Raw genomic sequence first — 25,394 nt, 5'->3', positions numbered from 1 at the left:
AAAGACATTATTCGCTTTTCACTTTCTTCGTTTCTGGCAGCACCATATATACACCGCTAAATACCGCACCCACTTGGTTTTCTGCATTGCTCACATGCACTTCCAATTTTACCCGCGCTTTACTTCCTCGGGCGAGACGGTCTAAATCCCCACTAAGATGTGAGAGATCGGCCACTGCGGTTGGACGTCCACTAACGGGTTTTGCATAGCGAATATTGGCATCTACCAGAACAATTTCTCCGCCTAATTGATGCTCTTGCAGCAGCAACCAAATCATTCCCCAACCCGTTAACGTGGCGAGAGAAAACTGGCTTCCAGCGAAAATCGTATTATGAGGATTTTGGTTGCCAGCTTCTGGCATTGTCGTCACAAAGCGCTTTCCAGTGTACTGTTCGATACGTACACCCATCTTTTCGCTCAATGGAATATGCTTGTGCCAAGCTTGCTGAAGCTCACCGCACCAATCGGGGCGATGAAGAATTTGGTCAAGGGTTTCAATCGGTTTGATCATCAAATAGTGCCGAACAGGGGTTTTCAGCTCCCCAGTGACTTCACCACGACGTTCAAAGCCCATTTTGGCAAAGAAAGGTACTGCCTCTTCCCGCACACTGGAAACGATGCGTTTAACGCCTTCACGCCTTGCAATGGTTTCAAGCGCCATAATAATCAGTTTGCCTAAGCCCTTGCCTTGCATAACAGGGTTAACGGCGAGAAAGCGAATAGCGCCTTCGTTATCGGCATTAATATATAGGCGCCCAATGGCCAAAATACGATTTTTTTCATCAACCACCATTTGGTGGTGAGCAGTTAAATCATAACCGTCTTTTTCAGAGCCAAGGGGTTGTTTGAACGGTTCTCGCAGCATTGACCAGCGAAATTGGTAGTATGCAGCGAATTCAAGTTCATCTTTTGGTGTCCGTAGATGGTACATCTCTCCCCCCTCCTTTAAACGATTTTCTACACTTGCAGCCAAAAAGTGACGGGTCCATCATTGGTCAGGCTAACTTGCATGTCTGCCGCAAATTCACCCGTTTCTGTCACAATGCCTTGTGCACGGCTTTGCTCAACAAAATATTGATACAGCTGATCCGCTTTCGTCGGTTCCGCGCCACCGGAGAAACTTGGGCGCATCCCTTTCTTGGTATCTGCGGCTAACGTAAACTGCGAAACCACTAACAAGCTTCCGCCAGCTTGTTGTACGTTAAGGTTCATTTTGCCTTGTTCGTCGCTAAAAATACGATAGCCAAGGACTTTCTCACAAAGGCGTTTTGCTTTCTGCTCATCATCGTCTTTTTCAACACCGAGCAGAACTAAAAGGCCAGGGCCAATTTGCCCTACTGTTTTTTCATCAACAACCACACTCGCGTGAGTGACTCTTTGGATTAATGCAATCATGGGTACTCGATAAAAAAAGGAGTAACGTCGCCGTTACTCCTTATTAAGAACTGGATTATTCGACTTCGGCACTAAAGTCGTAAGTGCGAAAATATTCAGGAACGGTGTCTTTATTCAAGACATGAACACCTTTGATACCAAGTGCTTCAGCTGCTTTTACGTTTTCTTCTACATCATCAAAGAACACCGCATCAGCTGCTTCAAATTCTTCAGATTCCAGAACATACTTGAAAATTTCTGGGTCTGGCTTACGCATTCCTAAATCTTGGGATAGATACAGGAAGTCAGAGGACGCTGCAATTTCAGGGTAGTGTTCTGGCCAATAATCAAGATGCAAGCGGTTAGTGTTAGATAACACGACAACGCGATGACCTTGCTCACGCAGACGTTCCATAATATCAATGACTTCTGGTCTTAGTGAGATGAAAATTGAGTGCCAGCCTTCCGCAAAATCTTCAAAGCTTAGGGTAATACCCAATTCTTCACAAAGCAGTTCAGCAAATTCAATATCTGAAATTTTGCCACACTCGTGGAGTTGGAAGATATTGCCAAAAGTGAATCGCTTTTTGATTTCTGAACTTGGGGTACCACTCAGTTCAGACCACTTATCAAACACACGATTGAAGTCGATATCAATAATCACATTACCCATATCGAAGATATACAGCATAAATTGTCCTCTTAGTTATTCATTAAATTTACTTTAATCATTATTGAGGCAACTGAACAGCCCTAATTGAGGATTATTAAGGTTATTTTTTCAATTTATCGATTAAGCAAATTGGCTAGAGGAACTGTGTTTGTGTCTAGATAAACAAATTTTATCTGCTGATATAACTAAATTTGTCTATCGCTCGATTTTTGTGCATAAAAAAAGGTGCCATATTTGGCACCTTCTATTTTAATTCAAAGACTAACGATTAATCTTCTTTAGAACGGCCAGCACGACGGCGATCGTTCTCTGTCAAGTGACGCTTACGCAGACGAATTGACAGCGGAGTTACTTCAACTAATTCATCATCATCGATAAACTCAAGAGCTTGTTCCAGAGTCATTTTGATAGGTGGTGACAGAGTTGTCGCTTCATCAGTACCTGACGCACGCATGTTAGTCAGTTTTTTACCGGTTAAGCAGTTAACAGTCAGGTCGTTAGAACGTGAGTGAATACCGATGATTTGGCCTTCATACACTTCAGCACCGTGACCTAAGAATAACTTACCGCGATCTTGCAGGCTGTACAGTGCGTATGCAACTGCTTTACCTTGACCGTTAGAGATCAGAACACCGTTTTGACGGCCGCCGATTTCGCCTGGGCGAACATCGTCGTAATGGCTGAATGTAGAGTACAGTAAGCCAGTACCTGAAGTCATAGTCATGAACTCAGTACGGAAGCCAATCAGACCACGGCTAGGAATGATGTAGTCTAAACGTACACGACCTTTACCGTCTGGCATCATGTCACGCAGGTCACCTTTACGCTCACCTAACGCTTTCATCACGTCGCCTTGGTTTTGTTCTTCAACATCCAAAGTCACTTGTTCAAATGGCTCTTGTTTACGGCCATCGATTTCACGAACGATAACTTTTGGACGAGAAACAGCTAATTCGAAACCTTCACGACGCATGTTTTCGATCAGAACAGATAAGTGCAGCTCACCACGACCAGAAACGCGGAATGCATCTGGATCTTGAGTTTCTTCAACACGCAGTGCAACGTTGTGAACCAGTTCTTTATTCAGACGGTCAAGGATTTGACGTGAAGTAACGAACTTACCTTCTTTACCACAGAATGGCGAGGTGTTAACACAGTAGAACATGCTAACTGTAGGCTCATCAACCGCCAGTGCAGGCAGTGCTTCAACGTTACCCACTTGGCAAATAGTGTCAGAAATGTTCAGTTCACCTAAACCAGTCAGTGCAACAATGTCGCCCGCTTCAGCTTGTTGTGAATCAATACGCTCTAAACCTAAGTGAGTCAGAACTTTACCGATTTTACCGTTGCGAGTTTTACCTTCGCTATCGATAACAGTCACTTGTTGGTTAGGTTTAACAGTACCACGCTTGATGCGGCCGATACCGATAACACCTAAGTAGCTGTTGTAATCTAACTGAGAAACTTGCATCTGGAATGGACCGTCCAGATCAACTGCTGGTGGCTCAACGTGTTCCACGATAGCTTCGTACAGTGGAGTCATGTCTTCAGCCATATCAGTATGGTCAAGACCAGCGATACCGTTTAATGCAGATGCATAAACGATAGGGAAATCTAATTGCTCATCCGTAGCACCTAAGTTCACGAATAAGTCGAATACTTGGTCAACAACCCAATCAGGACGTGCGCCTGGGCGGTCAACTTTGTTGATAACAACAATTGGACGTAAACCGTGGTCGAACGCTTTTTGCGTTACGAAGCGAGTTTGTGGCATTGGGCCGTCCATCGCATCAACAACCAGCAGAACGCAGTCAACCATGGACATAACACGTTCAACTTCACCACCAAAGTCGGCGTGACCTGGGGTGTCTACGATATTGATGTGATAACCATTCCATTGGATAGCGGTGTTTTTAGCAAGGATTGTAATACCACGCTCTTTCTCCAAGTCATTGGAGTCCATAACACGCTCATCAACAGTTTCACGTTCACCGAATGTGCCGGACTGTTGCAGTAATTTACCAACCAGTGTTGTCTTGCCATGGTCAACGTGAGCGATGATGGCGATGTTTCTTAAGTTTTGAATTGACAAGGATTTTTACCGTTTAATTGACAGGAAAGGAATATGCTTTATGAGTTGTTGTAATGCCCAAAGCATACTTTCTACGTTAATTTGCTGTTATTTTACACGTTTTTCCACACAAGTGGAATAAATGTGAAAGCCATCACTATTAAAAAAGTTTTTAGCTAAAAAACATTCAGTTGCGTCGTCGTGCAAAGATGCTCAAAAAAATAGCAATTATCAGCACTAGGAAATCACAAAGTGGCAGGATAATACGCTAAAAAGGAAATATTAGCAGCCGAAAAAAAGAATAAAAAATAAACTTTCTTCGTCTATCACTCATTTCAATGCATTTTTTATTATTTAGATATATCTAATTTGACAGTTTAGATATATCGGAATAAAGTGAACCTATAACGCAATTTAGATATATCGAAATAATAACAGAGGTTCCTATGAGAATACATCAATGCCGTCATGTTTATGCCTCACATCATGACGAACATCAACGAGGACACGGTGGCTGCTGCCATAATGGCGAGCACCAAGAACATCGCCATGGTCATGACCACGGGGAATGTTGTCACGGCGAGGGTCGTCATGGACACGGAGAAGGCCGTCAGGGTCGTGGACATGGTGAAGGTTGCCACGGCGAAGGCCGTCACGGTCGTGGACGCGGTGAAGGCTGTCACGGCGAAGGCCGTCATGGTCGCGGACACGGTGAAGGCTGTCACGGCGAAGGCCGTCGTGGGCGCGGTAAAGGCTTACGTCGCCTATTTGACCATGGAGATCTGCACATTATGGTGCTCTCTTTAGTGGCAAAAAAACCAAGCTATGGCTATGAAATCATCAAAGACATCCAAGAAGCATCTAATGGCTTATATGTACCAAGCCCAGGGGTCATCTACCCAACCTTAACGCTATTAGAAGAACAAGGCTTTTTGGAATCGAACATTGTCGAGCGTAACCGCAAAAGTTTCTCTATTACTCCTGAAGGAACTGAACACCTCGCGCAGAATAAAGAAACTGAAGCCGTTATCAGCCGTAAATTAGCGAAAGCCCGTGAGCTACAGCAAGGCAGCAACTTATCGGAAGATATCGAGATGGCAGTGAGCCGTTTTAAAGCCTTGCTCCGCCATAAAATGGTGCTCAAGCAATTAAATGAAGAACAAACTCATCAAATTGCGGCGATCATCAATGATGCCGTCAAACAGATTGAAGAGGTGAATGCGTTATTAACTGACAGTAATGACGAATAAACCTTTTTATATCTCTAAAAATACTCACGGTGTGGTGCCAATCAATAGCACTACGCCGTTTTTGTTTCCGCCCTCCATTTGTCGCACCATGTTGGTGCAATAAATCTTTTCCTTGCACCAATACAGCGCAGTGATAGACTATTTTTTAGCCTAATCCTTGCCATCTTCTTGTCATCATCCCCATTTACGATGATTTTAAAAGTTGGCACGCTTTTCGCTTATATAACCCTAGAGAGCTTGCAATAAGATTAATGAAATAATCATTAATCTTGCGAAGCCAGATAAACCAACTTATGCACACCTTAATTGCTGCGTAAGTTGATTAGACCCGACCAGGAGAGCCGAGAATGTCCGCTAAACATGTTTTATCGTTAATCGAAGAGCACAATGTAAGATTTATTGATCTGCGTTTTACTGATACTAAAGGTAAAGAGCAACACATCACTATCCCTGCTCATCAAGTTGACGAAGACTTCTTTGAAGAAGGTCAAATGTTTGATGGCTCATCCATCGGTGGCTGGAAAGGCATCAACGAGTCTGACATGGTATTGATGCCAGATGCATCTACCGCAATGTTAGACCCATTCTACGCCGATAATACCTTAATCATTCGTTGCGACATTTTAGAACCGGGCACTATGCAAGGTTACGATCGCGACCCTCGCTCTATCTCTAAACGCGCTGAAGATTTCCTGCGCTCTAGCGGCATTGCGGATATGGTGTTATTTGGGCCTGAACCAGAATTTTTCGTGTTCGATGACATCCGCTTCGGCAACAGCATGCACAGCAGCTACTATCACATCGATGATATCGAAGCCGCATGGAACACTGGCACTAAATACGAAGGCGGTAACAAAGGTCACCGTCCAGCTGTAAAAGGCGGTTACTTCCCAGTACCACCAGTAGACTCATCACAAGATTTACGTTCAGCTATGTGTACCACAATGGAAGAGATGGGCTTAGTGGTTGAAGCTCACCACCATGAAGTGGCAACTGCAGGCCAAAACGAAATCGCAACTCGCTTTAACACCATGACCAAAAAGGCGGATGAGACACAAATTTACAAATACGTTGTCCATAACGTTGCACACGCATACGGCAAGACCGCAACCTTTATGCCAAAACCATTAGTTGGTGATAACGGTTCCGGTATGCACTGCCACATGTCTTTATCTAAAGGTGGCGTGAACCTGTTTGCAGGCGACAAATACGGCGGGTTATCTGAGATGGCGCTGTACTACATCGGCGGTATCATCAAACACGCTCGCGCACTGAACGCATTCACTAACCCAACGACTAACTCCTACAAGCGTTTAGTCCCAGGTTTTGAAGCACCAGTAATGCTGGCTTACTCTGCACGTAACCGCTCTGCCTCTATCCGTATCCCAGTGGTTGCAAGCACTAAAGCACGTCGTATCGAAGTTCGCTTCCCAGACCCAGCAGCTAACCCATACTTAGCGTTTGCTGCTCAGTTAATGGCGGGTCTTGATGGCATCATCAACAAGATCCACCCAGGCGATGCAATGGACAAAAACCTGTACGACTTACCGCCAGAAGAAGCAAAAGAGATCCCAACTGTTGCGAACTCTTTAGAAGAAGCTCTGGCTGAACTGGATAAAAACCGTGAGTTCTTAACTCGTGGTGGTGTATTTACTGACGACGCTATCGACGCTTACATCGAATTACTGCGTGCCGATATCCAACGCGTTCGTATGGCACCACACCCACTCGAATTTGAAATGTACTACAGTGCGTAACACGCCGTTCCACTGATAGTCTTTGTTGCCGTGAAGCACTTGCCCCATCTTTGGATGGGGCCTTTTCTCTGCACCGAGTGATAAACAGCAAATATTGGCTTCGACGTATCGGTTAATCAGTAAATAACGTATAATGCACCAAAATAGTGCAGGAGCAATATTACATGAAAGCCGAGCATTTACCTGTCCCCGAACATCTCCTCGATTCCTTAATTAACAGCGTATTAGTGCTGAATTACAATTTAATTATCCATTATGCCAACCATGCTGCCTTACAAATTTTGGCACAAAGCCCCCGTAAGCTCTATGGCACCCCGCTCCCGTTACTATTCAACTATTGTTCATTAAATGATGAGCAGATGCTTAATAGCCTCAAAACCGGTCACAGTTTTACCGAAAACGAAGTGACACTGGTGCTTAATAACCACTCTCACATGATGTCTTTGAGTGCTCAGCCCCTATCTGACCAATTTATTCTTGTCGAGCTGTCCCAATTGGATAGCCAGCGACGCCTTAGCCAAGAGTTAGCGCAAAATGCCCAGCAGCTTGCTGCCCGTGAATTGATCCGTGGACTTGCTCATGAAATCAAAAACCCATTAGGGGGATTACGTGGCGCGGCGCAATTATTGTCTAAGGCGCTGCCCGACCCGCAGCTAAATGAATATACCCAAGTGATTATTGAGCAAGCCGACCGCCTACGTGCCTTAGTCGATAGGCTACTAGGCCCTCAATATCCGGGACCAAAAACCGAGCAAAGTATCCATCATAGTGTGGAAAATGTGATGCGCTTAGTCGGGTTAGAAAAACCGGACAATGTCACGCTGGTTCGTGATTACGATCCAAGCCTCCCCGACCTTGAATATTATCCAGACCAAGTGGAGCAAGTGCTGCTCAACATCACGCGTAATGCCTTGCAAGCTCTTGGCGATACGGGTGGCACCATCACTTTACGTACTCGTACTGCATTTCAAGTGATGCTGCAAGGGGAGCGCTATAGGCTGGCTGCACGGATTGATATTGAAGATAACGGCCCCGGTATTCCACTTGCTATCCAAGATACGCTATTTTACCCGATGGTTAGTGGTCGCCCTGATGGCACCGGCTTAGGCTTATCTATTGCACGCAGCTTAGTGGATCAACATGCGGGGAAAATTGAGTTTACCAGTTGGCCGGGTCACACCGAGTTTTCTATTTATCTACCCATCAAAAAATAGGAGATAGCCATGCAGAAGGGAAAAATCTGGGTTGTTGATGACGACAGTTCAATTCGCTGGGTACTGGAGCGCGCACTCAACAGTGCCGAACTTAATTGCACCTGTTTTGACAGCGCCGATGCGGTGCTTACCGCCCTCAACAATGACGTCCCTGACGTACTACTCTCCGATATTCGCATGCCGGGCATGGACGGACTTGCCTTACTCAGCCAGTTAAAACAGTCACATCCATTACTGCCGATTATCATCATGACCGCGCATTCCGATTTAGATGCCGCCGTTAACGCTTATCAATCTGGCGCTTTTGACTATCTCCCTAAGCCCTTTGATATTGATGAAACCGTCGCCTTGGTGGAACGCGCGTTAAACCATAGTCGAGAACAAAACAGCGCAGTAAGCGACAAACCGCAAGCTCCCGTAATTTCATCTACCATGATCGGCGAAGCCCCTGCCATGCAGGAGGTGTATCGGATCATTGGGCGTCTTTCCCGCTCCTCAATTAGTGTACTTATCAACGGGGAATCTGGAACGGGTAAAGAGCTGGTAGCCCACGCTTTGCATCAACACAGCCCACGCGCCAACGAACCTTTTATCGCCTTAAATATGGCGGCTATTCCAAAAGATTTAATTGAATCCGAACTCTTTGGGCATGAAAAAGGGGCTTTTACAGGCGCATCCCAAGTTCGCCAAGGACGTTTTGAACAAGCCAATCGAGGTTCTCTATTCCTCGATGAAATCGGTGATATGCCGCTGGATGTGCAAACGCGCTTATTGCGAGTACTGGCTGAAGGGCAATTTTACCGAATTGGTGGCTATACCCCTGTTAAGGTCGATGTGCGGATTATCGCCGCAACGCACCAAAATTTAGAAAAACGCGTGGAAGAAGGGTTATTCCGCGAAGACTTATTCCATCGACTGAATGTTATCCGCGTGCAACTTCCGCCATTACGTGAGCGCGTTGAAGATATTCCGCGCCTCGCTCATTACTTTTTGCAAAATACTGCCAAAGAGTTAGGGGTAGAGAGCAAGGCTCTGCACCCTGACAGCATTAAAATTCTTCAACGCTATTCTTGGTCGGGGAATGTGCGCCAATTGGAGAACGTCTGCCGTTGGCTAACCGTAATGGCTGCTAGCCAAGAGGTACTTCCGCAAGATTTACCGAGCGATCTGTTTACTAAGCAAGAATCCAACAAGTCAGCGAAAGATCCCGCGTCATCCTCTATCTCCCCTCAAGATCCTAACCTTACTTGGTTTGATCTATTAGAAAAATGGACTGAGTCCGCCTTAAGCGAAGGCAAGCAAGACTTATTTAATGATGCCATGCCGTTATTAGAAAAAACGATGCTCAATTGCGCTCTCAAATACACCCACGGACATAAACAAGAAGCGGCTCGTTTATTAGGCTGGGGACGAAATACCCTAACACGAAAATTAAAAGAACTAGGTATTGAAGAGTAGCCCTTATGGGCTATTCCTACTTTGAATGCTGATATTCCAATAATCAGAATCGAATATTTTTCTACCTATAAATAATAATTCATATTTATTTGATAGTCTAAAAAACCCATTGTTAATTTTAGAAACCACGCTCAATTGTTTATATTTAAAATACGTCAAATCAATTAAAGTAAAATAAAACAAAAATAGCAGTAAATTATTAAAACTCTTCTAAAATTAATACAAGCAGCATTCAATTTAATTACCATATTATTTTTAGAGGATTCAAATATGACAAATAAAATATTCATGGCACTGGTTGCCTGTATATCCTTTCTCCCAATATCTTCATCTTATTCTGCTGATGGAACTATAGAATTTATTGGTGAAATAATTGATCAGGCTTGCGAAGTAAAGACTGAATCAAAAAACATTCAAGTTCAATTGGGAAGAATACCCAAAGCAAACTTACCTAATGTGGGAAGCAAGTCTATTCCTGTAAAATTTACTATTGTATTAGTTAATTGCCCAGTGTCTATTAGTAGTGCAACAGTTTCTTTCGATGCCACACCATTCTCTGGTGATAATACGGTTATTGCATTAAAGACCGCATCTAATGCGGCAACAGGTGTTGGCGTACAATTAACTGATAATAAAAATGCAACAGTAACATTATTATCGCCATCTAATGAATACCCTCTTCTACCGACTGTTGAAAATAACCTAGATTTCACAGCTAATTATGTAGCTAAAGCTATACCCGTGACCGTCGGCCCAGCCAATGCCTCAGCGACATTCTTAATCAGCTATAACTAAGGCTAGACTTACATACATGTAAACATACTGAAGTAATAACGTCAGTGGTGACCCTATGAGAACTTTTTCCGTTTTTTTTATATTGTTTTTTATACTCATCACCAATGCCTATTCTGGTGTAATTGTTGGTGGAACAAGAGTCATCTACAATGAGGGGGGCAAAGACTCGAGCATTGATATTGAAAACCCTGATGAAATTGCCTACTTGATTCAATCTTGGATTGATGATGAAAACGGTGAGCCACAATCCATTTTTTCGGTTACTCCTCCTTTATTTAAATTACCTCGAGAAAGCACTAACACTTTACGCATATTCTTAACAGAAGATGTCCTACCAAATAATCGCGAATCTCTTTTTTGGTTAAATATTAAAAACATTCCCTCCGTTAAATTTCAAGAAAACTCACTTCAGATTGCTTTTAGAACACAAATGAAACTCATTTATAGACCAATCTCTTTAAAGAACGTTGATTTTAATAAAGAGCAGAAAAAAATAATTTGGTCAAAATCGGGAAATAAGATTATAGTAAAAAATCCAACGCCTTATTATATTAACTTCCAGCGAATATCTTTTAATGAAAAAGCATTAAAGAATGTTTCTTATATCGCTCCATTTTCGACTGTTGAATTTAATACAGAAAGCTCATCAAAACATGGCACTATTAAATGGGAACTCATCAATGATTTTGGTGCAACAACCAAGACCTTCGATAAAAAAATATAAATACTACAATGAAGAAATTGCTAATGAAAATACACATATTAATACTGCTATATCTATGCAGTATGTCTTTTTCATATGCTGAAGATAAATTTAATAAAGAGAACATCGAGCCTCATGATGATGATTCATATTTCGAACCTGATTTCCTCGAAGGACCAAATAAGAATAAAATTGATCTCTCTAAATTTGATAATAATCAGCAATTAGAGGGGGACTATTTTGTTTATATTTATCTCAATAATGATTTGGTCACTGCCCAAAAAATCATCTTCAAAAAAGATACTCAAGGTAATCTTACGCCTTGTTTCTCTATTAAAAATTTAAATAGCTTTGGAATTCGCACCAAACTATTTCCTGCATTACAACAGGAGTCGAACACTTGCATTCAAATAACCGCAATCCCTGATGCAAAAAGTGATTTCAACTTCAGAACCCAACGTCTATACCTAAGTATTCCACAAATTGCGATGGAAAAAATACCTCGGGGATCAGTCAATCTCGCCAACATTGATAATGGCATTAATGCGATGTTCCTCAACTATAGCTATAGCGGTTCAAAAAATTACAGCAGAAAGCATCAAGGTAATACAGAGGCAAATTACGCCAATTTACGGCCAGGAATCAATTGGGGAGCTTGGCGACTACGTAATTATTCTACGTGGTCCAATAGTGGTAACAATGCCAATCAATGGGATACCGTCTACACCTACGCATCACGCAATATCAACAGTATCAAAAGCCAACTGATATTGGGGGATGGCGTCTCCCCTGCGATGGTTTTTGATACTGTTCCATTTCGTGGCATTCAGTTAACGACAGATGATGATATGTACCCGGAAAGCTTACGAGGCTACGCACCTACCGTTAGAGGAATTGCTCGTAGTAATGCACAAGTTACCATCCGTCAAAATGGTTATGTTATCTACCAAACCGAGGTCGCTGCTGGTGCTTTTGAAATTAATGACCTTTATCCAACAGGTAGCAGTGGGGATCTCTATATCACCATTAAAGAATCCGATGGTAGAGAACAACATCAGATCGTTCCCTTTGCTGCATTACCTATTTTACAGCGAGAGGGCTATCTATTTTATAGTATCACTGGCGGTCAATATCGTTCTTATGATACCCATATTGAGAATACAGACTTTACACAGCTGTCCCTGATTTATGGCCTTCCTCATGGTGTTACCGCTTATGGTGGCTTCCAATACAGTGACAACTACAATGCCCAATCATTTGGGATAGGTAAAAACTTAGGTGATATTGGCGCTATTTCAGTAGATGTTACCTATGCAAATGCCACTCTGAGTGACAATTCGAGCCATCAAGGCCAGTCATACCGTTTTCGTTATAATAAAAACCTGAATCACATAGGGACAAATATTGCACTGGCGGGCTATCGTTATTCGACAGACGGCTACTATAGCTTATCGGAAACGTTGAATGATTATCGCGATAAAAATACCTATATTCCACAAATTGAGCGACGCCGTCATCGAGCTGAAATAACACTGAGTCAAAACCTAGGCGATCCTTACGGAGCACTTTCGGTGAATTACATTAATGAAGATTACTGGAATAGCCAACGGAAAACCCAGTCATCGAATCTTAGCTACAACAATAGCTGGAATGCCATTAATTACAGTGCAAACTATACTTACGACAAAGATAGCTACTCTTTTTCATCAATAAATACCAATTCAAATGGTAACGCTAACCATCTATTCTCACTATCCATTAGCATCCCTTTCAATTTTTTCGATAGCACTGCCTATATCAACCTCAACACAACCAGCAATAATCAGAGCACTAACTCCAGTAATGTTGGCCTTTCCGCATCACAATTAAATAACCGCTTAAATTGGAGCATACAGCAGAATATCAATGATAACGGCCATCACAATTCTGGAAATGTTAACGCTACGTATAAAGGGCAATTAGGCTCAGTAACAGGAGGAAGTAGCTACAGTAAAGAGGATTACAACCTCTATTACGGCGCAAACGGTAGTATCGTGGCCCACTCACAAGGGCTCATACTAGGTCAACAATTAGGTGAAACCGCTGCAATTATTGATATCCCTAATACCCCTAACATTTCCATTTTAAACAATGCCGGCGTCACAACTAACCCACAAGGCTATGCCATCGTGCCTTATGTGTCTCCATATCGAAAAAACACCCTTAGCATCGATGTCGCAGAGCTACCTGACAACACAGAAATTGACCTTACTAGCCGCACAGTTATCCCAAGCCGAGGCGCTTTAGTTCAAGCCAGTTTCAAAGCCAATCTAGGTTATCGAGCCTTTATAACGCTAACAATGGCGGATGGTCAGCCCGTTCCTTTTGGCGCTCAAGCTGTATTTTCTGGCAATAACCTAGTAGATAGCATCGTCGATGATAAAGGAAAAGTTTATCTCTCTGGACTCAGTGAGCAGGGAGAATTTGATATTCAATTTAATAACCAACCTTTATGCCATGTTAAATACAACTTAGCTGGGAAAAAGAATTATCAAGGGCTTTATAAAACAACGGCGCAGTGCCAGTAAGAGGTGAATATGATAAATAACTACTTATTAAAAATAATATTGGTACTGGGGAGTTTTTTTCTATATTCCACACCGGTTAAAGCTGCCTGTATTCAAAATCCAAACTTTATGAATTTAATGTTTAATATGCCATCTCGTGTTTATAACATTCCTTATGATGATACAACGACGCGGGATTTGGAAACTATCGTCATTCCTTATGGAACGGGAGCTCTGGATACTAACTCACCCAATGGCCGAGATTGTGGTGTCACTGACTTACATGGAAGATTTATTAATGGCTGGGTTCCCGATGCTAATTTTATTGCACCAACAAATATTCCAGGTATCAGTGTTTCCATACGAACTGGATCAACCCTTTGGTTTAACTCTTATGTTCCTGGAAGAAGTATACCTAACTGGAATATCACAGAAACCAACTGGCGTATCATTATCCGCAAAACGGGTCGAGTTACCCAACCAGGGACATTAACGCCAGGGCGAACGGCGCAGTTATTCCAAACCAACACTAAACCAGTGAAATCGACTTGGTATTTAACTACGCTCAATATTCCCAATAATGCCATTACCATCAATACAGTTAGCTGCTCATTAAAAAACCCAACTTATATTATTGATATGGGAAATTGGTATGACTCCCAATTTCAAAACATCGGCGATACGAGTACCTCAGTCAATATCCCTATTACCTTAAGTTGCAAAGCGGGCGCCAATATAAAAGCCACGATCACCAGTAGTGCAGGCTATGAAGACACACAAACAGGAAAACTAAAACTTGCGGGGAGTGACCAAGCGAGTGGTATTGCCATCCAGTTGCTCGATAGAAACAATAATCCCATCAAATTAAATACGAAAAATAACCTACAGGATAATGTTCCTGCGGGAGATTACATTTTTAACTGGAAAGCGCGGTATATAAAAACAGCCACACCTGTCGTTGCAGGTACCGCAAACTCAAATGCAGTTGTTAATATTCGTTATGAATAGGGCTTAAATATGAAATCAAGCATGTTCAATTTACTGTTATTCAGTATGTCATTAGGCTGCTTTCATGCCTATTCTGATGACAATATCAACTTGATTTTTAATGGGAATATTAAAACAGCACCTTGCCAAATTGAGCAAAAAGATTATGTCATTGACCTCAAGACCACCAACATCGCTAATATTCGTAACAATCAACGCGCTCCATGGGTGAATTTCAGTATTAATTTAAAAAATTGCCCTATCAATACACGAGAGTCCATCATTACTCTAGTAGGGACACCTGATTCGACAAATCCAGAGTATTTCCACAATAGCGGCTCAGCCACTAACGTAGCCTTAGACTTAGTCACTGGTGCTCATCAAGGGCGAGTAAAAAATGGCACTCAAATTGTAACACCAATTAATTTACAAACTCACCAAGCTGAAATTCCGTTTTCTGCACGAGTCACAAGCTTGAGTAACACCATGACAGCGGGAACTTTTCGCAGTCATGTCGAATTTGTTATGACTTATAACTAATGACAAACCACAGAGATTTATTTATGCATGAAAATCATACAATATCCGAAATTATTGGACATAAAATAAAACTGATTCGCGAACATCATCATTTATCATTAAAAGAATTAGCTGATGAGATTGGTATTTGCGAATTTCAACAATTGAAATATGAAAAAGGAAAAGATCGCATTCCCGTCGATAAACTAAAACAATACGCCGATTATTTTGAGATTAGTTTGTTAAGCTTTTTTATATTTAGTGAAGCGGAGAAAAAATTTATTTTGCATTACCTTAATAAAAAATAGTCACTATAAGATATACGCAAAGAGACTAATCTTATTTCATGATTGAAATAGGATAATTTAGTTACATAGAAAGCAAACCAATGTATAAATAAGAACATTGTTTTACGTCAAAACCTGCCATCAATATTTTACATTTACGATAAAATTTTACCACTCCAACCCATAACGCGTGTTTTTGCACAATCTCACACTCTAAAATAAATCCTGACATTTAATCTTTATTTTCAATTCACATTAAAATTGAAATTGTTAATATTTCAATTTTTCAAATTAATAAGAATAGAAACCTCACCCCTATAGTGAATTTAAAACAGAAATAAATAATCGTAAACAAAGATGAAATTTAAAATCTAAAAAAACACAAACTTGTTTATTTCTAAAAACAAACACAAAATACTTAAGCTTTAATTCACAAGCGAAAAACATTCACGAAATTATATTTTATATCGAACTCAGTTCGGAGAGTTAAAATGAAAAAACAGATTATTGCATCGTTAATTGCAACAGGAACTTTATTAATTTCTGCTAATGGCTTTGCCAAAGATGGTGATATTAATTTCACAGGCGAAATTACCGATAACGCATGTCAATTAGCATCCGGTTCTGATGCTATTCAAGTAAACTTAGGTAAAGTCTCTAAAGCAACATTGGCAGGTACTGGTAGTACTGCTGCTGCCACTAAGTTTTCCATTCAATTAGAAAATTGCCCTGCAGCAGTGACCACTGCAACGGTAAAATTTGATGGCGTTTCTTATGAAGGTGATAACAGCGTTCTGCAGTTAACCAATGCGGGAACATCTGGAATTGCTAAAGATGTTGGTATTCAGATCCAAGACGTTAAAGGGATCACCGTACCTTTATATACAGCATCCAGTGAATATGCCCTGAAAGAAACGGTTGTAAATAATTTAGATTTTACCGCGCGTTATATTGCGATGTCTGATGCTGTCAGTGCAGGTTTAGCAAACTCAACGGCAACATTCACAATTAATTATAACTAATTTCAATTTAAGGTTTATAGGGATATAAGCCTTAGTGATTTATTTTTTGCTATAACTCAGTGGTGGCTATATGAAATCAATAATTACTATTTTTATCTTTTTTTTCACATTTATTAGTACAGCCAATGCCGGTGTTATTATTGGTGGTACCCGCGTCATTTATCCTGAAGGGAAGAAAGACGTGAGTATTAGTGTAGAAAACCCAGATAAAATACCTTATTTAATTCAATCATGGATTGAAAATGCCAATGAAGGTAAGCAAACGGACTTTACCATTACGCCACCACTTTTTCGTTTAAATCAAGAAAAGACAAATGCTTTACGGATATTTCTAACCCAAGACTCTCTACCAAAAGATAGAGAATCTTTATTCTGGTTAAATGTAAAAACAATTCCTGCAACAGAGAAGAAATCAGAAAACTCACTAAAGATCGCATTCAAAACTCAGATGAAATTAATTTATCGCCCTGACTCATTAACGAATATCGATTTTAATGAAGAGCAAAAGAAACTTAAGTGGTCGAAAAATAGTAAAGTCATTACTGTTAATAACCCAACACCTTATTATATGAACTTCCAGAGTATTAAATTTAATGGGAAGAGCGCAGAAAATATTTCGTATGTCGCTCCGTTTTCAGAAAAAAGCTTCAATATTAACAATCCTGAATTACACGGAACCATTAAATGGGAAGTAATTAATGATTATGGCTCCGCTAATAATCCAGCAGAAATAAAAATATAGTTTTAAGGATAATTAGGTTTATCTATGAAAATAAATAAAATATGCCTTAGCCTATTTTTATCTCTAGGCTATATTGCGACGTCTTCGGCAGAAACGGACACCTATTTTGATCCTGAATTTCTTGAGCTACCGAATAAAGAATCCGTGGACTTAGAGCAGTTTGAGCGTAATGAACAATTACCGGGTCAATATTATGTGGATATTTACATTAATAAGAGCTTGATTGGCTCAAAAAGCGTTAGCTTTTCCACCAATAAAAATAATGAACTGGAGCCTTGCTTAACGCTCTCTGACCTGAAAGATGTTGGCGTTAAAGTCGGGGAATACCCTGAATTGCAAGTCGCGGGTAACCAATGCATTAATTTGTCTGCGATCCCCGATGCCAAAAGTGAGTTTGAATTTGGTTCTCAGCGCCTTTATTTAAGCATTCCGCAGATTGCATTGAACATGAACCCGCGCGGTTATGTGGATCTCGCGGCGATCGACGATGGGATCACCGCCCTGTTACTCAATTACAGCTATAATGGCTCGCGCAATACCGATCGTAAAAACGATAAAAACAGCAGCAATTCTAGCTATGTGAACTTGCGCCCGGGACTGAATATCGGTCCATAGCGTCTGCGCAACTACACCACGTGGCAAAGCAGTGATGGACAACGCAACAAATGGGACACGGTATATACCTATTTAAGCCGTAATATCAATGCGATAAAAAGCCAACTGATCCTTGGAGACAGCTCATCACCATCCGATATTTTTGACAGTGTGCCGTTTCGTGGAGTACAGCTCTCCACTGACGATGATATGAACCCAGAAAGCCTACGTGGGTACGCGCCAGTGGTACGTGGTATTGCGCGCAGTAATGCGCAGATCACCATTCGTCAAAACGGTTACACCATTTACCAAACCGATGTGGCAGCGGGTCCGTTTGAAATTAACGATCTCTACCCTACAGGGGGTAGTGGGGATTTACACGTTACGATTAAAGAAGCCAACGGTAGCGAACAGTACCAAATTATCCCCTTTGCTTCTTTACCTGTTTTGCAGCGTGAAGGCTATCTGTCTTATAGCGTGACAGGCGGGCAATACCGTAGCTATGACAGTAATGTAGATAAAAAAACCTTTGCACAATTGGCACTAACTTACGGGCTTCCTTGGGGAGTTACTCTGTTTGGTGGTAGCCAAGTTAGTGATAAATATCAGGCTTATTCCATCGGCTCAGGGCAAAATTTAGGACGTTTTGGAGCACTATCAATTGATGTGACTCACGCAAGCTCTACGCTAAGCAACGGAGACAAAGAAAGCGGGCAATCCTACCGTTTTCGTTATAACAAAAACCTGAATGATATTGGTACAAACATCGCCCTTGCGGGCTATCGTTACTCCACAAAAGGTTTTTATAGCTTAGCGGAAGTTTTTGATGGTTATAGAAAAGAAACCTTTACAGCACTGTATGAGCGCCGCCGTAACCGCGGGGAAATTACCCTTAGCCAAAGTCTAGGCGAAGGCTGGGGCTCCTTATCCGTTGGCTTTGTAAGCGAAGATTATTGGAATAGTGATCGTAAAACTCAATCCACAACCATTGGCTATAACAATAACTGGAACGATATTAGCTACGGGGTGAACTATAGCTATAACAAGAATACCAACCCAAATAGCTACGATGGTCGTAATAAAGATAATGACCACCAATTTGCCTTTACCGTGAGCGTGCCATTCAGTGCGTTTGACAGCACCTTCTATTACAACCTCAACGGTACAAACAGTAGTAGCAATGGGTCTTCTGGCAGTATGGGAATTTCGGCAACGCAATTGGATAACCGTTTGAATTGGGGGGCCCAGCAGAATTTTTCAACTCGAAACTCAGGGACTTCCGGTAATTTAAATGCCAGCTACCGTGGGCAGTACGGAGAAGTTTCAGGCGGTACGGGTTACAGCACTAATAATTACAATCTTTACTATGGTGCTAGCGGCAGTGTAGTCGCTCATTCAGGTGGCGTAGTACTTGGTCAACAGCTTGGTGAAACTGTTGCCTTGGTGGAAATTCCTGATGCAGCTAACGTGCCGATTTTGAACCAAACAGGTATTAAAACTAACGGGCAAGGCTATGCCTTAGTACCTTATATCACCGCTTATCGCAGTAACGGAATTCAAATTGATACCAGTAAGTTGCCAGATAATACCGAGATGGAGCTCACTACGCAAAATGTAGCACCAAGCCGTGGAGCGATTGCGAAAGCCAGCTTCAATGCCAATGTGGGGTATCGCGCCATTATGGTAATTACCTTTGCTGACGGTAAACCAGTTCCATTTGGTGCACAAGCCATCTTTAAAGATAATGGTCAATTAAATGGTTTAGTCGGTAATGATGGCGAATTATATTTATCCGGCTTAACTGAAAGCGGTCATTTTATTATTCAATATAACGATAAACAACAGTGTCAGGTTGATTATAATCTAACCGGTGTTTCGAATTATATGGGTTTATATAAAATTAAAACAATTTGCAGATAATATGGAACATCATAATGAATAAAACAGTATACAAATTAGCTTTATTATTAGGGTGTCTATTTTTTTATTCTTATACATCCTATGCAGAATGCCTTAAAGGTACTTATACTGCTAATCATGACATAAGTGATAAGACTATTTATGTGCAGTATGACAATACACTTGCTAACAATTATGTTTTAGACAAGCAATATATTGAAGCATTTACCAGTGATTATTATTTCTCAATGGAATATGAAAGTGACTGCGGTGGATATTTAGACCTTTACTATGTCAACAGTTGGACGGCTAACTCAAGTAAAATTGTTGCTACCAATATTCCAGGAGTGGGGGTCAGAATTAAATTTAATAGCCCTAGCGTACCGGATTATATTCCTACAAAATCGATTACAGCCTCAACTTCTTGGCGTTTACCTGGTCCTCTAGGCTGGGAGGTTGAGGTATTAAAAACAGGAGTAATTGCTACCTCCGGTACGATTAGAAGTGGTCAAATTGCAAATTTGACACAATATAATACGAAAACAAATAATCGTTTTTTAGGCGCAACACTGAGTTTTGCCAGTAATTATCGTATTGCCGTAGTGAGTTGCTCGTTGAAGAATAACCAATCAACTTACAATATTAATATGAATGACTGGTATGATACACAGTTTCCTAATATAGGTTCTTTTAGTACATCTGTAAATATTCCGATCGCTTTAACGTGTGCAGCAGGTACAAATATTAAAGTTACCGTCACCTCAGATACCATCGATAATGCTGCAAATGGGCGATTAGGTTTAGTCGGTACAAATAGTGCTAAAGGCATTGCAATCCAATTATTAAATAATGCTGGAACACCTATTGTATTAAATCAGAAATTTACTCAACAAGATGGTATAACCCAAACAGATTATATTTTCGGTTGGAAAGCTCGTTATATTAAAACCGCAAGCACAGTTACGCCGGGTACAGCCAATGCCAATGCGACGGTTAATATTCGTTATGAATAGAGGTTTAAAATGAAAAAAAACACATTGCTTTTTTTATTCCTAAGTGCGGCAGGGATACCTTTATTTGCCTATTCAACAAGTACCGTTAAATTGAATTTTACCGGTAATATTAAAGCAGCAACTTGCAGTTTATCCGCAGGAAATAATCAGAGTGTCGATCTCACTACAATTCCTTTGGATACTTTTTATAGTGGAACTAAAGCATCAAGCTGGAAACCTTTCACTATCGAATTAAAAAACTGCTCTTCATTTATTAATAGCGTGAAGCTAACTTTTTCAGGGAGCGCAGATAGTGCCGATGTCGCGAGCTTATATAAAAATAGCGGCACCGCTACCAATATTGCCATCCAGCTGCAGAATGGAGCTGGAACAACGCCATTGGGCAATAACAAAGTACTAACCGTCCCCACTAATGGGCAAGCACTAGTAAGCATACCTCTACGCACACGGGCATTCTCTTCCCTCGGTAATGGTACCGCTGGCACTTTATCCACCAATATTACCGCCACCATTACCTATTTATAACAGGCTGATTATGAAAAGAATATTATTCAGTTTACTTGGATTGTGCGCCCTGCCGGTGATGGCAGAAAACGTCAATATCTATGTGCATGGTAATGTCGTGGTTATGCCCTGCAAAGTTGAAAATACCAGTTATAACGTGGAGTTAGGTAAGATAAACCGTTGGAATTATCGCAACCCTGCGCAAAGCCCATGGGTCGATTTTTCTATCAAATTGGTTGATTGCCCTGTTTCAACAAAAAATGCCAAATTCAGTGTTAGTGGTACACCTGATAACACTAATAATAACTATTTTGTGAATACAGGCAGTTCTACGGGTAGCCTGCTTCATTTAGCACAGACGAACAATAAAGCCACTCTAAAAAATGGCAGTACTATAGATGTTGTTATCAATAGCGCCACAAAAAGTGCCGAAATTCCGTTATCTGCAAGAATAGTCAGCCTTCAACCCATGTTTACATTAGGAAATTTTAAGAGCCATTTAGAGTTCACATTAATATATCCATAAAGCAAGGCTCGTATTAGGTAATGAAAAAAGGAGTTAATAATGCCTAAATATTATACTGTATCTCGAATTATTGGCAGAAAAATTACCTATTATAGAAAAATGAGTGGCATGTCACTCTATGATATAGCCAGAATAATCAAAGTCAGTGAACAACAACAATCTCGCTATGAGCGCGGAATTAATCGTATTAATTTAGATCGCCTTAATCAGTATGCTGAAATATTTAATGTCAGTTTGATTAGTTTTTTTAATATTAGTGAATTTGAATCTGAAAACATTAGACAACACATTAATAGACTGTCAGATAATGATAATAAATAAAAGAAATATATTTTAGAATTAAGGAATTACTCCTTAAAAATTTTCATCTATTATTATAAAGTTCTAGTTTAACATAAAGATTAGTGCTAATTTGATGACTATATTGAGTTTATTAGATTTTTAAATATATCTAATTAAGATTAATTTATTTTCATTCACCAATTTACTCATCAAAAGGCTCAATATGAATAAAAACTATCCCATATCTACAATGGTAGGTAGTAAAATCATTTATTATCGAAAAATGAATGGAATCACATTAAGGGAACTCGCCAATATTATTGGCATTAGCGAACAACAGCAATCACGCTATGAAAGGGGGATTAATAGAATTAATTTAGATAGATTAGGACAATATGCGAATTATTTTAATATTGATATTCAAGCCTTATTAGACATCAATCATAAATAATTCTTTCGATATATTTTATATATCCAAATATAACCTATAAGTAACTCTCATAATAACTATATCTAGGAGTTAAAGATATGGAGAAGATAATATCAAAATCTGTCGGTCTAAAAATAAGGGCACTAAGAGATATTCATGGAATGAGTGGTAAAAAACTCAGTAAGTTGATGGGAATCAGCCAGCAGCACTTATCACGCTATGAAAATGGTGAAGTCAATATACATGTAGATACACTTTACCAATTTTCATTGGTTTTCTCAGTAGACCCAATTTATTTTTTTACTGAGTTTAATAAGACTAATGATAAACAGGACGGCAAGAAACGTTACTATGCCGCCGAATCCGTAGTTTTCTAATTACCGATTACACACATTTTATCCAACTTCACAATCGGTGCTTTAAAATTTAAGCACCGATTTATCGCTCTATAAGGTGTTCCCATTTTTTGATTCCTCAAGTAACCATTGCTGGAAAATAGTCATAGCTGGCGTCATCGGTTTGGATTTTAATCGACTCAGCCAATAACCCCCGAGGGTCACGGAAATATCAAATGGCTGCACCAAATCCCCAGCCCTGAGTTCCCGCTCAAACATGCAACCTGGGGCTATGGCAATACCGTCCATCAGTAAAGCCGCTTCGACCATTAAACGGGAAGAATCAAAAACAAGCCCTTTCACGCGCCACGGTTCCACATTCGCCGCTAAAAACCATTTTTCCCATTCATCTTTACGATAAGAGCGCATCAATGGAAAATCTTGTAAATCAATAGGATGCTTAAGTTTATGCGCGACCTTTTCAGCACAAAGCACCGTATGCGGTGCAGAAAATAACGACGTATTTTCCACTAACGGCCAAAGCCCTTCCCCAAAACGGATCGCAAAATCAGCCCCTTCTCCAGCTAAATTCACCACGTTATTATGGGTCATAATGCGCAAATCAATATAAGGGTAAAGATCGGAAAAATGCGATAAACGCGGTAATAGCCAGCCCGCCGCAAAGGTACCCACCACAGAAACATTCAGGACTTCATGATAATGACCATCTTCGAATTGCTGCAATAATGATTCGATTTGGTCGAAAGATCGGCTAACCACAGGCAATAATGCCAACCCTTCATCGGTCAGTGCCAGTCCTCTTGGCAAACGAATAAATAGCTCCAAGCCCAACTGTTCTTCTAATGCACGAACTTGCTGGCTTACCGCTGCCTGAGTGACATTCAATTCCATGCCCGCCCGCGTAAAGCTTAGATGGCGCGCAGATGCCTCAAAGGCTCTGAGTGCATTGAGGGGTAAACGGTAGCGAGCATTTTCAGCCATAAGATTTTCTTTTACCTCATCGAATTTTATATCGTTTTAACTCATGCAAAAAAAGCCGCATACTCCGACACCAGAATCACTCTTCCTTTGGTATGTGACCACTTTTTGCTTGTCACTCATCATAACTAAAACTTTTATTTAAATGGATATCTGTATGAAAAATCTTTTTCGTCGCGGACGGCTGCTTGTCGCCCTGAGTTTGGCATTTACCTCACTATCTAGCGCGGCATTAACGCAATCAGATGTGGACAGCATTATTAAACCGTTGATGAAACAACAGCAGATTCCGGGGATGTCCGTTGCCATTTCAGTAGATGGTGAACATTTTATTTATCACTATGGCGTACAGTCTAAACAAACCAAGGTGCCTGTAAGCAACAATACGTTGTACGAAATCGGTTCTTTATCAAAGACGTTTACTGCTACGCTTGCCGCCTATGCTCAAGGGCAAGGTAAGTTAGATTTTGCACAAACTGTCAGCCATTATTTACCCGAATTAAAAAATAGCGCATTTGATAAAGTGACAGTGATGAATCTGGCGACTCATACTTCTGGCTTATCGCTATTTGTGCCAGACGCAGTAACTAACCGCGCAGAACTAATCCATTATTATCAGCAGTGGTCCCCTGTAAAACCTATCGGTGAGTACCGTTCTTACTCCAATCTTGGTGTGGGTTTATTAGGCATGGTTACCGCTAAGCAGCTGAACCAGTCATTCCCAAATGCGATGGAAAAGATGATGTTACCGGCTTTGGGCATGAAGCATACCTATTTACAGGTACCGCAAAATCAGCAAAAAAATTATGCTCAAGGGTATAACAAGCAGCATCAACCGGTGCGTGTGACGCCGCAAATTTTAGATAATGAAGCGTATGGTTTGAAGTCTAATGCGAAGGATTTAATCCACTTTTTAGATATTAATATGCAAGTGGCCGACGTGGCGAAACCGTGGCAAGAAGCGGTGGAAGATACACATGCTGGCGTGTATATGACGGATTCGTTTGTGCAAGATTTGATGTGGGAAAGTTACCCGTGGCCAGTTTCACTCGCCCAGTTACAACAGGGTAACCGTGATGATATGGCACTGAAACCGCAAAAAGTGGACGCCATTCAGCCACCAATGCCACCAGAATCCCGCTCGCTGTATAACAAAACTGGCTCCACCGGCGGATTCGCCACCTACGCGGTATTTATCCCCGAGGAAAAAATCGCCGTGGTGCTGCTCTCCAACCAGTGGTACCCAATCCCTGAGCGCATCAACACCGCCTACCAGCTAATCGAAAAAGTGAAACACTAACCCAGTGAAATATGCAGAATGTGGAATGTTCTAAATAACTATATGGCGAAAAGTTAATACTCAAAATAGTCATATGCCAAGCATCCAATGTTCTAAATAATTCAAGTTGTGGCT

The 25,394-nt window shown here is 40.9% G+C and carries 24 protein-coding genes and 1 pseudogene; 20 read left to right on the top strand and 5 right to left on the bottom strand.

Going from position 1 to position 25,394, the window contains the following annotated elements:
• Positions 1-7 precede the first annotated feature (7 nt).
• From fabY to typA, 4 genes are all read right to left on the bottom strand, one after another.
• A complete protein-coding gene (fabY, locus tag QS795_RS01135; protein ID WP_154602281.1) occupies positions 8-931 on the bottom strand; it encodes a fatty acid biosynthesis protein FabY in 924 nt (307 codons plus the stop codon).
• Between the two features lie 26 nt (positions 932-957).
• Entirely contained in the window at positions 958-1,395 is a 438-nt protein-coding gene (gene dtd, locus QS795_RS01130) for a D-aminoacyl-tRNA deacylase (RefSeq protein WP_154602280.1), read from the bottom strand.
• A 55-nt stretch (positions 1,396-1,450) separates the two neighbouring features.
• On the bottom strand, positions 1,451-2,065 hold the full coding sequence (gene yihX, locus QS795_RS01125) for a glucose-1-phosphatase (protein WP_036948558.1): 615 nt from the start codon (positions 2,063-2,065) through the stop codon (positions 1,451-1,453).
• 250 nt (positions 2,066-2,315) lie between these two features.
• Positions 2,316-4,139 (bottom strand): ribosome-dependent GTPase TypA, encoded by a 1,824-nt coding sequence (gene typA / locus QS795_RS01120; protein ID WP_154638594.1) that lies wholly within the window; start codon positions 4,137-4,139, stop codon positions 2,316-2,318.
• 425 nt (positions 4,140-4,564) lie between these two features.
• On the opposite strand from typA, the gene QS795_RS01115 reads away from it, so the two are divergent.
• From QS795_RS01115 to QS795_RS01025, 19 genes and pseudogenes are all read left to right on the top strand, one after another.
• Positions 4,565-5,368 (top strand): PadR family transcriptional regulator, encoded by an 804-nt coding sequence (locus QS795_RS01115; RefSeq protein ID WP_286271677.1) that lies wholly within the window; start codon positions 4,565-4,567, stop codon positions 5,366-5,368.
• 347 nt (positions 5,369-5,715) lie between these two features.
• Entirely contained in the window at positions 5,716-7,125 is a 1,410-nt protein-coding gene (glnA, locus tag QS795_RS01110) for a glutamate--ammonia ligase (RefSeq protein WP_154638593.1), read from the top strand.
• A 164-nt stretch (positions 7,126-7,289) separates the two neighbouring features.
• Positions 7,290-8,339 (top strand): nitrogen regulation protein NR(II), encoded by a 1,050-nt coding sequence (gene glnL, locus QS795_RS01105; RefSeq protein WP_286271674.1) that lies wholly within the window; start codon positions 7,290-7,292, stop codon positions 8,337-8,339.
• A gap of 9 nt (positions 8,340-8,348) precedes the next feature.
• Complete coding sequence (glnG, locus tag QS795_RS01100; protein ID WP_286271673.1) at positions 8,349-9,797, top strand: nitrogen regulation protein NR(I); 1,449 nt, start codon at positions 8,349-8,351, stop codon at positions 9,795-9,797.
• 288 nt (positions 9,798-10,085) lie between these two features.
• Complete coding sequence (locus QS795_RS01095; protein WP_470386675.1) at positions 10,086-10,592, top strand: fimbrial protein; 507 nt, start codon at positions 10,086-10,088, stop codon at positions 10,590-10,592.
• Positions 10,593-10,647: 55 nt separating this feature from the next.
• Positions 10,648-11,316, top strand: coding sequence for a fimbrial biogenesis chaperone (locus tag QS795_RS01090; protein ID WP_286271669.1), 669 nt, complete (start codon positions 10,648-10,650; stop codon positions 11,314-11,316).
• Positions 11,317-11,339: 23 nt separating this feature from the next.
• Positions 11,340-13,862 (top strand): fimbria/pilus outer membrane usher protein, encoded by a 2,523-nt coding sequence (locus tag QS795_RS01085; RefSeq protein ID WP_418055363.1) that lies wholly within the window; start codon positions 11,340-11,342, stop codon positions 13,860-13,862.
• 9 nt (positions 13,863-13,871) lie between these two features.
• Positions 13,872-14,849, top strand: a complete 978-nt coding sequence (locus QS795_RS01080; RefSeq protein WP_418055362.1) for a fimbrial protein — start codon at positions 13,872-13,874, stop codon at positions 14,847-14,849.
• Positions 14,850-14,858: 9 nt separating this feature from the next.
• Positions 14,859-15,368, top strand: coding sequence for a fimbrial protein (locus QS795_RS01075; RefSeq protein ID WP_286271667.1), 510 nt, complete (start codon positions 14,859-14,861; stop codon positions 15,366-15,368).
• A 23-nt stretch (positions 15,369-15,391) separates the two neighbouring features.
• Positions 15,392-15,655 (top strand): helix-turn-helix domain-containing protein, encoded by a 264-nt coding sequence (locus QS795_RS01070; RefSeq protein ID WP_286271665.1) that lies wholly within the window; start codon positions 15,392-15,394, stop codon positions 15,653-15,655.
• Between the two features lie 470 nt (positions 15,656-16,125).
• On the top strand, positions 16,126-16,656 hold the full coding sequence (locus tag QS795_RS01065; protein ID WP_154638589.1) for a fimbrial protein: 531 nt from the start codon (positions 16,126-16,128) through the stop codon (positions 16,654-16,656).
• A 70-nt stretch (positions 16,657-16,726) separates the two neighbouring features.
• Positions 16,727-17,398 (top strand): fimbrial biogenesis chaperone, encoded by a 672-nt coding sequence (locus QS795_RS01060; protein ID WP_154638588.1) that lies wholly within the window; start codon positions 16,727-16,729, stop codon positions 17,396-17,398.
• Positions 17,399-17,422: 24 nt separating this feature from the next.
• Positions 17,423-19,912, top strand: a pseudogene (locus tag QS795_RS01055) (fimbria/pilus outer membrane usher protein).
• 14 nt (positions 19,913-19,926) lie between these two features.
• Complete coding sequence (locus QS795_RS01050) at positions 19,927-20,904, top strand: fimbrial protein (protein ID WP_286271660.1); 978 nt, start codon at positions 19,927-19,929, stop codon at positions 20,902-20,904.
• A gap of 9 nt (positions 20,905-20,913) precedes the next feature.
• Positions 20,914-21,429 (top strand): fimbrial protein, encoded by a 516-nt coding sequence (locus QS795_RS01045; protein ID WP_286271658.1) that lies wholly within the window; start codon positions 20,914-20,916, stop codon positions 21,427-21,429.
• A gap of 10 nt (positions 21,430-21,439) precedes the next feature.
• Positions 21,440-21,934 carry a fimbrial protein gene (locus QS795_RS01040; RefSeq protein WP_286271657.1) on the top strand — a complete coding sequence of 165 codons (495 nt, stop codon included), beginning with the start codon at positions 21,440-21,442 and terminating at the stop codon, positions 21,932-21,934.
• Positions 21,935-21,973: 39 nt separating this feature from the next.
• Positions 21,974-22,255 carry a helix-turn-helix domain-containing protein gene (locus QS795_RS01035; RefSeq protein ID WP_154638575.1) on the top strand — a complete coding sequence of 94 codons (282 nt, stop codon included), beginning with the start codon at positions 21,974-21,976 and terminating at the stop codon, positions 22,253-22,255.
• Between the two features lie 184 nt (positions 22,256-22,439).
• Complete coding sequence (locus QS795_RS01030) at positions 22,440-22,667, top strand: helix-turn-helix domain-containing protein (protein ID WP_154638574.1); 228 nt, start codon at positions 22,440-22,442, stop codon at positions 22,665-22,667.
• Between the two features lie 77 nt (positions 22,668-22,744).
• Complete coding sequence (locus QS795_RS01025) at positions 22,745-23,023, top strand: helix-turn-helix domain-containing protein (RefSeq protein WP_286271654.1); 279 nt, start codon at positions 22,745-22,747, stop codon at positions 23,021-23,023.
• A 69-nt stretch (positions 23,024-23,092) separates the two neighbouring features.
• On the opposite strand, the gene QS795_RS01020 is transcribed toward QS795_RS01025, so the two are convergent.
• Positions 23,093-23,983 carry a LysR substrate-binding domain-containing protein gene (locus QS795_RS01020; protein WP_286271652.1) on the bottom strand — a complete coding sequence of 297 codons (891 nt, stop codon included), beginning with the start codon at positions 23,981-23,983 and terminating at the stop codon, positions 23,093-23,095.
• Between the two features lie 154 nt (positions 23,984-24,137).
• Here QS795_RS01020 and ampC point away from each other — a divergent pair, with 154 nt between their 5' ends.
• Positions 24,138-25,280 (top strand): class C beta-lactamase, encoded by a 1,143-nt coding sequence (gene ampC, locus QS795_RS01015; protein ID WP_286271650.1) that lies wholly within the window; start codon positions 24,138-24,140, stop codon positions 25,278-25,280.
• Positions 25,281-25,394: the final 114 nt, after the last annotated feature.

The sequence above is a fragment of the Providencia zhijiangensis genome (assembly GCF_030315915.2).
In the GTDB taxonomy this organism is placed as follows: Bacteria; Pseudomonadota; Gammaproteobacteria; order Enterobacterales; family Enterobacteriaceae; genus Providencia; species Providencia zhijiangensis.
The sequence above is the reverse complement of the archived record's forward strand: the minus strand, read 5'-3'. Positions and strand labels throughout refer to the sequence as shown.